The sequence below is a fragment of the Marinitoga hydrogenitolerans DSM 16785 genome (genome assembly GCF_900129175.1).
GTDB lineage: Bacteria > Thermotogota > Thermotogae > Petrotogales > Petrotogaceae > Marinitoga > Marinitoga hydrogenitolerans.
The window spans coordinates 22,996-37,034 of record NZ_FQUI01000020.1 but is presented as its reverse complement, the minus strand read 5'-3'; the positions used below and the strand labels follow the sequence as shown (position 1 = coordinate 37,034).

At 27.3% G+C, this 14,039-nt stretch carries 12 protein-coding genes; all 12 read left to right on the top strand.

Annotated elements, in window-relative coordinates; translation table 11 throughout:
• Positions 1-1,554 (top strand): polysaccharide biosynthesis/export family protein (locus BUA62_RS06740; protein ID WP_200782350.1); only part of this gene is annotated, 1,554 nt, incomplete at its 5' end.
• Positions 1,555-1,603: 49 nt separating this feature from the next.
• Positions 1,604-2,995, top strand: coding sequence for an ATP-dependent protease ATPase subunit HslU (hslU, locus tag BUA62_RS06735; protein WP_072864793.1), 1,392 nt, complete (start codon positions 1,604-1,606; stop codon positions 2,993-2,995).
• Between the two features lie 10 nt (positions 2,996-3,005).
• Positions 3,006-3,689 carry a response regulator gene (locus tag BUA62_RS06730; protein WP_072864791.1) on the top strand — a complete coding sequence of 228 codons (684 nt, stop codon included), beginning with the start codon at positions 3,006-3,008 and terminating at the stop codon, positions 3,687-3,689.
• The gene (locus tag BUA62_RS06725; RefSeq protein WP_072864789.1) at positions 3,679-4,110 is read left to right on the top strand and encodes an NAD(P)-binding protein; all 432 of its coding nucleotides are present in this window, start codon (positions 3,679-3,681) and stop codon (positions 4,108-4,110) included. Before BUA62_RS06730 ends, BUA62_RS06725 begins: the two co-directional genes overlap by 11 nt.
• On the top strand, positions 4,107-4,790 hold the full coding sequence (locus BUA62_RS06720) for a potassium channel family protein (protein WP_072864787.1): 684 nt from the start codon (positions 4,107-4,109) through the stop codon (positions 4,788-4,790). The genes BUA62_RS06725 and BUA62_RS06720 overlap by 4 nt, the downstream gene beginning before the upstream one ends.
• 4 nt (positions 4,791-4,794) lie before the next feature.
• On the top strand, positions 4,795-6,297 hold the full coding sequence (locus BUA62_RS06715) for a TrkH family potassium uptake protein (protein ID WP_072864786.1): 1,503 nt from the start codon (positions 4,795-4,797) through the stop codon (positions 6,295-6,297).
• A 9-nt stretch (positions 6,298-6,306) separates the two neighbouring features.
• On the top strand, positions 6,307-7,572 hold the full coding sequence (gene hisS, locus BUA62_RS06710; protein WP_072864784.1) for a histidine--tRNA ligase: 1,266 nt from the start codon (positions 6,307-6,309) through the stop codon (positions 7,570-7,572).
• Between the two features lie 4 nt (positions 7,573-7,576).
• Positions 7,577-8,419 carry a hypothetical protein gene (locus tag BUA62_RS06705; RefSeq protein WP_072864782.1) on the top strand — a complete coding sequence of 281 codons (843 nt, stop codon included), beginning with the start codon at positions 7,577-7,579 and terminating at the stop codon, positions 8,417-8,419.
• A 119-nt stretch (positions 8,420-8,538) separates the two neighbouring features.
• Positions 8,539-8,793: an acyl carrier protein gene (gene acpP / locus BUA62_RS06700; protein WP_072864780.1), complete on the top strand. Its 255-nt coding sequence runs from the start codon at positions 8,539-8,541 to the stop codon at positions 8,791-8,793.
• Positions 8,794-8,861: 68 nt separating this feature from the next.
• On the top strand, positions 8,862-10,448 hold the full coding sequence (locus tag BUA62_RS06695; protein WP_072864778.1) for a CTP synthase: 1,587 nt from the start codon (positions 8,862-8,864) through the stop codon (positions 10,446-10,448).
• Positions 10,445-11,029 (top strand): CPBP family intramembrane glutamic endopeptidase, encoded by a 585-nt coding sequence (locus BUA62_RS06690; RefSeq protein WP_072864776.1) that lies wholly within the window; start codon positions 10,445-10,447, stop codon positions 11,027-11,029. Before BUA62_RS06695 ends, BUA62_RS06690 begins: the two co-directional genes overlap by 4 nt.
• A gap of 139 nt (positions 11,030-11,168) precedes the next feature.
• Positions 11,169-13,988: an excinuclease ABC subunit UvrA gene (gene uvrA / locus BUA62_RS06685; RefSeq protein WP_072864774.1), complete on the top strand. Its 2,820-nt coding sequence runs from the start codon at positions 11,169-11,171 to the stop codon at positions 13,986-13,988.
• The last annotated feature ends 51 nt before the right edge of the window (positions 13,989-14,039 follow it).

The window sequence follows — 14,039 nt, the reverse complement described above, 5'->3', positions numbered from 1 at the left end:
AAAAAAACTATTATTGCTAAGGATAATATTCCTTTGAAAAATAATATGTATATTGATATTATCCCTGTTGAAAAATTCGTTTATGTGGTTGGCGATGTTTCTAAAACTATTTATTTCGATAAAAAGGAAACTATCGATAAATCAACTATTTTAGCTAAGCTTGGATTGACTGAAGATAAAATTAAAAGTTTTGAATATGAAACTTTAAAACCAGGAAGTATCGTTAAAATTAAAATAAAAAAGAATTATGTATATACCTCAGGAGCATTTAATTATACTGGAAGATTAGACTTTGATATTTCTGAACCAATTACATTATCTGCAATAATTTCTAAAGCAAGAGGATTTAATAATGAGTTCAGTGGTGAATTAGTATTATTTAATAACAACACATCAAAAACTATTTCTATAGAAGAAAACAAAATATATAATAATATAGTTGAACCCGGTACAATGATAATGGCAAAAACTTCAAAAAGAGATGTATATTTATTAGGCGAAGGTGTTGTTAATGGTACTTATTCTGCCAAACTCAATGATTCTTTGTGGAATGTATTATTAAGAGCTGGATTTGTTCCTTCAGAAAAATACGAAATTGAAGTTAAGTATAATGGTGAAGTTAAAAAATATAATGGTTTAGATGCTGAAAACACATTAAGCAATATGCCAATCTCAGGTGAAATTTATGTTAATATAAAAAAGATCAAAAATGATAATGTATTAATTTACAAAAATGGTTCTGTAAAGATTATTGTTCCTAAAGCAAATGATTATGTTACTTTAATTGATGTATTTAGTAGTGTTAACGGATTTTCTCCATCAAATGAAGGAACTATTATGGTTTATAACAATAATGAAAAGATTGCAGAGTATAATTCTTTAGATGTAATTAATAATCCTTTGGCTAAAATACCTCAGGGATCATATGTAAACTTTGTTTTAGATGTGAATTTAAATTATATTACAGTTTTAGGAAATACATCACCAAGAAGCATCAAAACAGAGATACCTATTCCATTAACGGAAATTCTTGGACAACTATCTATTGATTGGAAAACACAAAAATATATTAATTTATACAAAGCCAATGGGGATTTTGAAGAAATTGATTTGGATAAAGTAAAAAGTTTAAACTCAATTTTAATAGATCCTGGTACAGTAGTTTATGTCCCAACAACACATAATCAGTTTGTATATATTTTCGGAGAAGTTTTAAAACCTGGATTAATCCCTTACACAAAAGGTTTAAATGTTATTGAAGCTTTATTTAAAGCAGGAGTTAATCCACAAACTGCCGAACTATCAAATGTGTTTTTATTTACCGATGGACCTAATCAACCACCTATTGTATTAAATCTTAAAGATTTTTACAATGGTGGAAATGTCCCAGAAAGTATGAATAAGTTATTAGAACCTGGAAATATTATTTATGTTCCTAAAAATGTGCTAACGAATGTTGTAAATGTAATGACTACTGTAAGTAACTTTATGAGTTTCTTTAATAATAGTTATACAACTTATAATAATATAAATAACATTATTACCGGAAAATAATAAAATCCCCCTCTATGGGGGATTTGAAACTTTGCGCGGAGGTGTAAATATGGTAGAATTAACTCCAAAGGAAATTGTTAGAGAATTAGATAAATTCATCATAGGACAAAATGACGCTAAGAAAGCTGTTGCTGTAGCTCTAAGAAATAGGTACAGAAGATTAAAATTACCAGAAGAAATAAAAAAAGAGATAATGCCAAAAAATATATTGATGATAGGACCTACTGGGGTGGGAAAAACTGAGATTGCACGAAGATTAGCTCAAATTGCTAATGCGCCATTTATTAAGGTTGAAGCTACAAGATTTACTGAGGTTGGTTATGTTGGAAAAAATGTTGAATCTATGATAAGAGAATTAGTTGATGTTTCTATAAACATGGTAAGAAATGAAATGATGATTGAAGTTGAAGAAAAAGCTGAAGAAATGGTAAATGAAAAAATATTAGATGCTTTAATGGGTGTAAAAAAATCAAGACAACCTTCAGCAGGTAATTTTATGGAATTATTAAATATGTTCGGCCAAAATCAGCCAAGGAAAGAAGAACCTGTTCAAGATACAAATAACCTTGAAAGAAGAGCTCAATTAAAACAAAAATTAAAAAATAAAGAATTGGAAGATATTGAAATCGAGATTGAAGTTGAAGAAAGTGCTGCTCCTATGTTTGCCGGACTTGGCCCAGAATTTGAAGATATGGGTATACAAATTGGCGAAATGTTTTCAAATATGATGCCTAAAAAAACAATCAGAAAAAAGATGAAAATTAAAGATGCTAGAAAAGTTTTATTACCAATGGAAGCAGAAAAGCTGATTGATAAAGATAAAATGATACAGGAAGCACTAGATAGAGCTCAAAATAGGGGTATTATATTTATTGATGAGATGGATAAAATAGCTGCAAAATCAGGAAGTTCCGGCCCGGATGTTTCACGTGAAGGAGTTCAGAGAGATTTATTACCTATAGTTGAAGGTACAACTGTTATAACAAAACACGGTCCAATAAAAACAGATTATATGTTATTTATTGCTGCTGGAGCTTTTCATGTTGCTAAACCTTCTGATCTAATTCCCGAAATGCAGGGCAGATTCCCAATTAGAGTTGAATTAGATGCATTAACAGAAAAAGATTTTGTTAGAATATTAGTTGAACCTGAAAATGCTGTTACCAAACAATACAAAGCGTTGTTAGAAACAGATGGGGTAAATTTAGTATTTACCGATGAGGGTATAAATGAAATTGCTAAGATTGCATTTAATTTAAATGAAAAAATTGAGAATATTGGTGCTAGGAGATTATATACTGTTGTTGAAAAGGTACTTGAAGAAGTTTCTTTTGAAGCACCTTTAGGTTCTGAAGTGGAAATACAAATTACAAAAGAATATGTAAAACAAAGAATAGGAAAACTCGCTGAAGACAAGGATTTGAGCGAATTTGTCCTTTAGGAGGATTTTTATGCATAAAATATTAATTATTGATGATTCACCAGAAATAGTTATATTATATGAAAAGATGATTGATAATTACCTTCAAAATGTAGATTATATCAATACTGTTATTTATACTTTAAATGAATTAAAAGATTTTTTAAATAACGAAGATAATTTTAAAGAAAAATATTCGTTAATAATAAGCGAAATAGAACTTCATGGTGAAAATATCACCGATTATTTAGAAATATTAAAAACATATCAACCTAGAACCCCTCTATATATTGTAAGTAATAAAATGAATTTAAATTCTATAAAAAATATTTTTAAAATAGGTGCTATGGACTGGATAGAAAAACCTATAGTTCCAGAGGAATTTTCTATAATGCTAGCTGAATCAATATTTAAAGGTGAAACTTTTGAAAGTAAATATAGAAAATTACGAAATGAATTGATAAAATTTGACAAAAATGAGAATTTGGAATTTTTCATGCTGGAAGATAAAATAAGTAATTTAATATTTGATAATCCTAATAGATATGAGGGACATTTTTTACTTGGTTATCTATATTGGAAAAAGTTAAATAATATTAATTTATTAAAAAAACATTATAATGCTGCACTTGCTCTTGCAGAAAATTCTATTAAAGATAAAGAACTGGAAAATATTATAGTTAAAATTCTGGAGGCTCAGAATAATGAAAAATAAAATAAAATATATAATCATTATTGGATGTGGAAGATTGGGTTCTGAATTAGCTAGACGATTTTCTAAAGATCATAATGTGATTGTTGTTGACAAATCTCCTGACGCATTAGAACGTTTAAAAAAATATAATTTTACAGGATTTTCGATGGTAGTTGATAGTTCTGATATTGCTATTTTAGAACAAGTAAAGGCTGAAAAAGCTGATTTAATATATATAGTTACTCCAGATGATAACTTGAATTTTATGCTTGCTAATGCATGTAATACTTTTTATAAATCAAAAAATAAAAATATTGAAATAATTGCAAGGGTTAATGACCCCCATAAAAAAAATATTTTTGAAAAAGCTGGATTGAATATTTTCTGTCCAATTGAACATTCTGTTGATGAATTAGTTGGAAATGAAGGTGTTAAAAAATGAAAAATAAAATTTTTTATATAATTGAAGGAGAGAACATAGCTTATTCAATTGTAAGAAATTTATTGTATCAAGGACATAATGTATTTTATATTTCTTCTAATATTGAAAATATAAACAGAATTTTATCTTTAAAAGCTTATTATTCAAATTTAGAAGGTATTTTACATGACCCTACAGAAATAAGTTTCTTAGAATCTCTTGACGTTGCTCCCAATAGAGTAGGCGGAATGATTTCATTATCTAATGATGATGCGCTTAATTTTGTTGTTTCTTGGTTAGTTAAACAAATATATGAGGATATAAGGGTTCTTTCCCTTGTGAATTATCCAGAAAATGAAAAATTATTTCTTAAAAATCATATTGAAACTGTAAGTATTACAAATTGGATAGAAAAATTAATTGAAGCTTCTATTGAATATCAAACAAATTTAAGTTTCTTTAATCCTTATGCTGATAAATTAGCTATTATAGAATTCAAAATAAAAAAACAAGATTTTGCTGCAAATAAAAAACTAAAAGATTTACATATGCCTGAAAATTCTATTGTTAGTATGTTAATTAGAAAAGATGAAATTTTTGTTCCACAAGGTAATACAGAGATAATTCCTGGAGATAAATTAGTTATCTTTTCATTAAAAGACAAAGTTCCAGAAGTAAAACTTAAACTTTTGAAGGGATGAAATTATGCCAAAATACCTTACTAATTTAAAATATAGATATAAATTAATTTTTAAAAATACTGGATTGATGCTTGTATATTTCGGAGTTGGATTAATTTTATTTGGCTCTTTAGCTCTTTTTTATCGCGATTTAAATTCTTTTTATAGTTTTTTAGAAGCTGGACTTATTAGCATTTTTACAGGAACTTTTTTTATTTTAATTAGTTGGAATGTTAAAACTTCCGCTATTAATATTCAAGATGCCATTGTAATAATATTTTTAGTATGGACATTGGCGATATTTTTTTCTGCATTACCTTTTGTCTTTTCAGGAATATTAAATATACATCAAGCAATTTTTGAATCCACAAGTGGTTGGACAACAACAGGGCTCACATTAGTTGATGTTACAAAAATACCAAAAATTTTCCTATTATGGCGCAGTTTAATGCAATACTTTGGCGGAGCTGGTTTTGCATTAATTATGGTTATTGCAACTGGAGCATTGGGCGTAGGTTTGTATCAAGCAGAAGGAAGAACTGATAACGTTGTTCCAAATTTAAGAGATTCTGCAAAAATTATATTTGGTATTTATATATCATGGGCTATAATTGGAATTATCCTTTTAAAATTTATAGCTAAGTTGTCTTTTTTTGACTCTTTTAACCATACACTGACAGCTTTAGCTACAGGTGGTTTTTCCACAAAAATTAATAGTATTGGAGAATTTAATAATATAAACGCAGAAATTATTATTATGGGTTTGATGATTGCAGGAGGTACGGGATTTGGTGTCCATTATGCTGCATTGAAAAGAAGAGATTTATTTAAAAAGAATCCAGAACCTAAAACTATGCTTTTCATATTAATAATATCTATACCTTTAATTTTATTTTTTACAACGAAAATGCTATACGGATTTTGGGGCGGTCTACGTCACTCTGCCTTCCAGGCTATTTCTGCTTTAACAGGAACAGGATTTTCTACTGTTTCTTTTAATAATTGGAATAATTTTGGCCTTTTGATTATGACAATATTAATGATATTAGGCGGTATGATGGATTCCACTTCAGGTGGATTGAAATTATTTAGAATTTTTGTAATATGGAAAATTATTATTCATCAAATAAAAAGTTACTTTAAACCTGAAGGCAGTATTTTCCATATAGAAGTCTATAAAGGAATTTCTAAAAAGAAAATATCCTATGATACATTAAAAGATGTAATTGCCGTTGTATTTATGTATTTCTTAATATATACTATAGGTGTTCTTGTTCTATTATCTTACGGTTATTCAATGGAAGATTCTTTATTTGAATATGCTTCAGCATTATCAGCTGTTGGTTTATCTGTCGGAATAACTACTCCAAATTCACCTTTAGGTATTATCTGGATTGAAACAATGGGAATGTATTTAGGAAGACTTGAATTCTTTGTAATATTCTTTGCTATTATCAAAATATTTAGGGATATAAAAGACATAATACAGATTAATCTTTCTAAATTAGAAGGAGGTGAGCCCTTTTAAGGGTAATATATGGCGCAGTATAAAAGATTAAAAGGTACTCAAGATATTTTTGGTGAAGAAACTAAATATTGGTATTTCGTAGAATCCAAAGCACGTGAAATATTTTTAAAATACGGGTTTAAAGAAATTAGAACTCCTATAATTGAATCAACAGAATTATTTAAACGTAGTGTAGGTGAAACATCTGATATTGTACAAAAAGAAATGTATACATTCAAGGATAAAGGAGGACGTTCTATTACATTAAGACCTGAAGGAACAGCTCCTGTCGTAAGAGCTTATGTGGAAAATTCAATGATCAATCTTGGATCTCCCATAAAACTTTATTATATGGGACCAATGTTCAGATATGAAAGACCTCAAGCTGGTAGGCAAAGACAGTTTCATCAAATTGGCGTTGAAATATTCGGCACCGATACCCCAATTTCAGATGCCGAAATAATAATTTTAGCAGATGAATTATTAAAAGCTTTTGGTTTAAAAAATTATAAAATCAAAATTAATAGTATAGGGTGTGAAAAATGTCGTCCAAAATATAAAGAATCATTAAAAAACTATTATAACCCTTTATTACCTAATATGTGCCATGATTGTCAAAAAAGATATGAGACAAATATAATGCGCCTTTTAGATTGTAAAGTTGATAGTAAATATTCTAAAGATGCTCCTGTTATTTTAGATCATTTGTGTGAAGATTGTAAAACTCATTTTAATAAAGTTATTAAATATTTAGATGAATTAAATATAAATTATGAAGTCGATCCAAAAATAGTTCGAGGACTTGATTATTATACAAAAACTGCTTTTGAAATTGAACATCTGGATTTAGGTGCTCAATCTGCTATTTTAGGTGGAGGAAGATATAATTCTTTAGTTGAAGAAATTGGCGGAAGAGAAACACCTGCTATAGGTTTTGGTGTTGGAGTGGAAAGAATTATTCTTGCATTAAAACAAGAAAATATTGAAATTGAAAATCCAGAAAAAATTGATATATATATAGCCTATTCTGGAGAAAAAACTGATTTTGAAGCGTTAAAATTATCTAAAATCTTAAAAAAAGAAGGATTAAAGGTATTTTTAAATCTCTCTGAAAGAAGCATTAGAAATCAAATGAAACATGCAAACAAAATAAAAGCTAAATTTGTTGCAATTATAGGTGAAAATGAATTAAAGACTGAGACTGTTACTATAAAAAATATGATAAGTGGAGAACAATTTGAAGTAGAAAAGTTTTGGGTTCCACAAATTTTAAAAGAAAAATCTTTATTGGAGTGATTAAATGATTTTTTTAAATCCTTTTATTGTAATTATTGGAATGATAATATATATTATACCTTATTTATGGCCTTTAAGTTTTGCTATCACCATGTTTATATATCATATATTACTAAAAAACAGAGATGAACATATAAAAAGATTAAAAAAATTATTTAAAGCTAAAAACATAGAATTAATTGCTTTAGAACAAATAAAAGAAGGTAATTCTTTAAAAATACTTTTTGGATATTTAATTTCTTTTGCAGGGTTTTCAATTATTTTTATAAAAATCTCAAATCAACTAGAAAAATTTTACAATCAAATTTCTTCAGTTGAGGAACTACAAAATTTAGAATATGTTTTACCTGGTTTTGATACTTTTTTATTCTTTTTATTTTTATTTTTCATATGGTTTACTTATACCAAACTAATAAATAAAATAATAAAAGATCAATTTTATATTCAAAATGTAGAAATACAAAAAAACTTAATTGACAAACCCATACTAAAATACAGAGATTCAAATTTTGTTATGTTTCTCAGAATAATAACCTTTAATTTATATGAATGGTTTTTACTAATATCTTTAATAAAAGAAACAAATTCTTTATATATTGCAGATGGAACTTACAAAATTCTGGAAGAAAATAATAAAAATGAAGATATTATAAATAACAAAAAAGTTGATACACATTCTATGAATTTGGATCCTAAAAATTTTAATTCAAAAGATGAATTTTTAAGTTATGTATATTTAGAATTATCCAAATTAGATACAGTAAGTAGAATAAAAAAAATGGAAGAATTACTTCAAAAAAACATACTAACAAAAGAAGAAATAGAAAAAATTAAAAAAATGTTTTAATTTTTACAAAAAATACACAAAACTTTTACTTGACAACTGGCTAAATTATTAATATAATAATACCGATTTTAATTATGAAATAATGGCTGTCTTGTGAAATCTAATAGGGAGGTATTAATATGACAAGAGACGAACTTTTTGAAAAAGTAAAAGAAATTATAGTAGAAACATTAAATGTTGAAGATGAAGATGTTACTTTAGACGCTTCATTTACAGATGATTTAGATGCTGATTCCTTAGAGCTTGTTGATTTAACAATGGCTTTTGAATCAGAACTAGGTGTTACAATTGAAGATGAGGAACTAGAAAACATCAAAACTGTCGAAGATGTTGTAAATTCGTTAGCCGAAAAATTAAATATAGAAGAAGAATAATGACCTTTATAAGGGAAGCTTTCGCTTCCCTTATTTTATTTTAATTTTGAATTGAGGAGGTTAGTGAAATGGCGAAAAAATATATCGTTGTTACTGGTGGTGTTTTAAGCGGAATTGGAAAAGGTATAGTTTCTGCTTCAATTGGACGAATTTTAAAAGATTGTGGCATAAATATTACATCTTTAAAAATCGATCCTTATTTAAATGTTGATGCTGGCACAATGAATCCTAATCAACATGGAGAAGTTTTTGTTACTGACGATGGTTATGAAGCAGACTTAGATCTGGGACATTATGAAAGATTTTTAGGGATAGACATGAAACGATATAATAATATAACTGCCGGGCAAATATTTAAAAGTATTATTGAAAAAGAAAGAGAAGGAAAATATCTTGGTGCAACTGTTCAAATGGTTCCTCATGTAACTGAAGAAATTAAAAATAAAATAAAATATATTGATACAGATTTGTTAATGATTGAGATTGGAGGGACAGTTGGAGATATTGAAGGTGAAATATTTTTAGAAGCTGTGAGGGAATTATCTTTAGAAGAAGGTATTGAAACCTTCTTTTTTATCCACGTTACGTTTGTTCCTTACTTAAATGTAACAAATGAATTTAAAACTAAACCTACACAACAATCTGTTCAACTATTAAGAAAAATAGGTATTCACCCAAACATGCTGATTATTAGGACTGAAAAAAGTATAGACTCAAATAGCTTAGATAAAATTGCTTTATTTGCTGGAGTAAATAGAAAATATGTAATTAATTTACCTGATGCTGAAAATGTTTATGAAGTTCCAGAAAAATTATTTAATATTGGAATACAAACTATTATTGCAGAAAAACTGAATCTTGAAATTAGTAATCATTTAAATTGGAATTACCCAAAAACTTTTTCTCCACTAAAAATTGCTATGATTGGAAAATATCTTGGAACTGATGATGCATATAAAAGTATCATTGAAAGTATATTTTTAAGCGGTGCTGAAAAACCTGATTTAATTGATTCACAACTTATAGAAGATTTAAATGAAGAAGAAGCTAAAGAGTTACTATCTAAATATGATGGAATTATTATTCCTGGCGGATTTGGTAAAAGAGGAATTGAAGGAAAAATTAAATCTGTAAAAATAGCTAGAGAAAACAAAATCCCTATTTTAGGTATTTGTTTAGGTATGCAAGTTATGGTTATAGAATTTGCAAGACATGTTGGAAATCTAAAAAATGCAAATTCTTTAGAATTTGATCCAAAAACACCTTATCCTGTAATTGATATAATGGAAGAACAAAAAGAAATCCTAAAATTAGGTGGAACAATGCGGTTAGGAGCTCAAAAAACTATAATTTTAAAAAATTCTAAACTCTATGATATTTATAAAACAGATATTGTTTTTGAAAGGCATAGGCATAGATATGAAGTGAATTTTGAAAAATTTGAAGATTTATTCGCTTATCCTGAAAATGAAAATTCAGAAAACAAATTAATTATTTCGGCTAAGTCGGATTTTGTAGAAGCTGTTGAAATAAAAGAACATCCATTTTTTGTCGGCGTCCAATTTCATCCGGAATTAAAAAGTAAAGTTGGTTCTCCTCACCCCATTTTTAAATCGTTTATAAATAAACTAAAAGAATTAAAGGGATTAAAATGAGTCTTATTCTTTTGCTATTATCTATTATTATTTACTTTATATTGATATATACCATTGAAAAAAAATACACTTTTGAGCAATCTTTGATAATAAAGATTGCTCTATTTTCTCTTTTAATACCTATTTTTAAAATCCCTTTTTATTCTGAAACCCCATATTCATTATATTACATCTTCATTATATATGGCATTGTATTAATACTTTTACCTGAAAAATGGATAAAAACTTCAGGTTTTAGATTATATATTAATAAAAAAAGATTATTTTTAATTCCACTATCTGCTTCAATAACGGAAGAAGTATTTTTCAGAGGTATTTTAAACGAGCTTTTATTAAATGTATATAATAGTATAATTATTGTATCTATTATTTCATCATTCCTTTTTGCATTAATACATATTTTTAATTTTATAAACGGAATAGAGAACAAAAAATACTTTTTATTGACATTCCCCTTAAGATTTGCATTTGGACTATTTTTTTCATATATATATTTTAAATATGGCTTATTTAGCGTTATAATAATACATTTTTTAGTTGACTTTCCAGCATTATATAGATTGTATAAACTAAACTTTTAAAAAAAGTCATATTGGATCGATTTTATCGATATTAAATTTTTTTATGTTATAATATACTTGTTTAAGACTACTGAAATTTGTTTTATATTCAAATATATACTTGAATCAGATTAATTTCAAAAAGCGGTGAGGTGTTTGAATGGATTATATTTATGTTAAAGGTGCAAGAGAGCATAATTTAAAAAATATTGATGTTAAAATACCAAAAAATAAATTAGTTGTAATTTCTGGTTTATCTGGTTCTGGTAAATCCACTTTAGCTATGGATACTATTTATGCAGAAGGTCAGAGACGTTATTTAGAATCTGTATCATCTTATGCCAGAATGTTTTTGGGCGAGTTAAAAAAACCAGATGTTGAACATATTGAGGGTTTATCTCCAGCTATTGCTATTGAACAAAAATCCGTTTCTCACAATCCCCGATCAACTGTTGGAACAGTTACCGAAATTTATGATTATATGAGAGTACTATTTGCACGAATCGGAAAACCATTTTGTCCAAAATGTAAAATCCCTGTTGAAAAGTCTACTATTGATGAAATAATTGATAAAGTATATAAAGAATTTGATGAGAATTCTCGAATATATATTTTTTCTCCTATAGCTAAAGAGAAAAAGGGAGAATTCAAAAAAGAAATTGCACAAATGAGAAAAAACGGATATAAAAGAATCGAAATTGATGGTGAAATATTTGATTTAGAAGATATTTCTTCTTTGAGAAAAAGTTATAGACATACTATTAACCTTTTAATTGACAGATTAAAATTAAAAAAGGAAAACTATGAAAGATTATATGAAGCAATAGAACTTTCACTAAAAGAATCTGATGGATTTGTAGAGATTAGAGAATTAAATAATGAAAAAGTAATAAAATCAAGAACATATAGTGAAAAATTAGTATGCCCTCATTGTGGTTTTAGTTTTCCGGAAATTACTCCTAAATTGTTTTCTTTTAATAGCCCATATGGTGCTTGTGAAGAATGTCATGGTCTTGGATTTAAATATGAATTTGAACCTACTTATATGTTAGATCCTGACAAAAATATATACAATGGAGTTGTAAAAATCGGGAAAGATAGTTATTTTATTAAAAGTTTAGAACGAGTTATCTTACATTATAATGATGATCCACAAAAAAAAATTAAAGAATTAAAACCTGAAACACAAGATGCTTTATTATATGGTACAAAAGATAAAATAAATTTTGAATATATAACTTCAAATGGTATATATACTTTCAAAAAACAATTTGAAGGACTTTATAATATGTATGAAAGACGTTATAACTCAACAGAGTCAGAAGAAATGAAACTTTATTATCAAAATGAATTTATGAGTATGAAAACATGCCAAGCATGTGAAGGAAAAAGATTAAAAATTGAGCCTTTAAATATTAAAATCAATGAAAAAAATATTCAGGAAATTTCAGATATGCCTATTGAAAAGGCAAAAGAGTTTTTTGAAAATATTACTTTATCTAAATTTGAAAAAATGGTTGTTGGAGAACTTTTGACAGAAATAATAAAACGATTGGGATTTCTTATAGATGTGGGTCTTGGATATATATCTCTCTCAAGAACTGCAAACACTCTTTCTGGTGGAGAATCTCAAAGAGTTCGTTTAGCAACACAAATTGGTTCAGGATTAACTGGTGTCACTTATGTTTTAGACGAACCAACTATAGGATTACATCCACGTGATAACGAACGGCTAATAAACACATTAAAAAAATTAAAAGATTTAGGAAATACTGTATTAATAGTAGAACATGATGAAGAAGTTATAAAATCATCGGACTATATTATAGATTTAGGTCCTGGCGCTGGTATAAATGGCGGAAATATTGTCTATAGTGGATGGGTTAGAAATTTACTAAAAAATCCAAAAAATTCTTTGACTGGCCAATATATTACTGGAAAAAAAAGAATTGAAATAATAAAATACAATACCAAAAGAGTTGATAAAAATATTTCTTTAATATTATATGGTGCTTCACATAATAATTTAAAAAATATTGATGTTGAATTTCCACTAGGAAAATTTATTGCTATTACAGGTGTTTCTGGTTCGGGAAAATCTTCTTTGATTATGGATACTTTGTATCCCGCTTTAATTAAAGAATTGCGAAATGCCAGAGTAAAACCTGGATATTATAAAAAAATTGAAGGTCTAGAAAATATTGATAATGTTATCTCAATAGATCAATCTCCTATTGGAAGAACCCCAAGAAGCAATCCTGCAACCTATACTGGTGTGTTTGATTTAATAAGAGATTTGTTTGCTGCAACAAAAGAATCCAGAATGAAAGGATTTAAAAAAGGAAGATTTAGTTTTAATGTTAAAGGTGGCCGTTGTGAAGCCTGTAGAGGAAATGGATATTTAAAAATTGAAATGCAATTTTTACCTGATGTATATGTTACATGTGATGTATGTAAAGGAAAAAGATATAATAAAGAAACATTAAGCGTTAAATATAGAGAAAAATCTATTGCAGATATCTTAGATATGTCTGTTGATGAAGCTTTAAACTTTTTCCAAAATATCCCAAGAATATATAATATATTAAACTTATTAAATGATGTTGGCTTAGGCTATATAAAATTAGGCCAACCTGCAACAACCTTATCCGGTGGTGAAGCTCAAAGAATAAAATTAACTTCTGAATTGAGAAAAAGGGCTACAGGAAAAACAATATATTTTTTAGATGAACCTACTACTGGTCTTCATTTTGAAGATGTAAAGAAATTAATTGAGGTTCTCCATAGATTGGTGGAAAAGGGTAATACTGTTATAATCATTGAACATAATCTGGATGTTATAAAAAATGCTGATTACATTATTGATCTAGGCACAGAAGGCGGGGAAAAAGGCGGATATATTATTGCACAAGGAAGTGTAGAAGATATAATAAATGCTAATACTTACACTGGTCAATATTTAAAAAAATTAATAAAATAATATTTTTTACTCAAGAAATAAAAAAACATCCCAGCTGGGATGTTTTTTTTG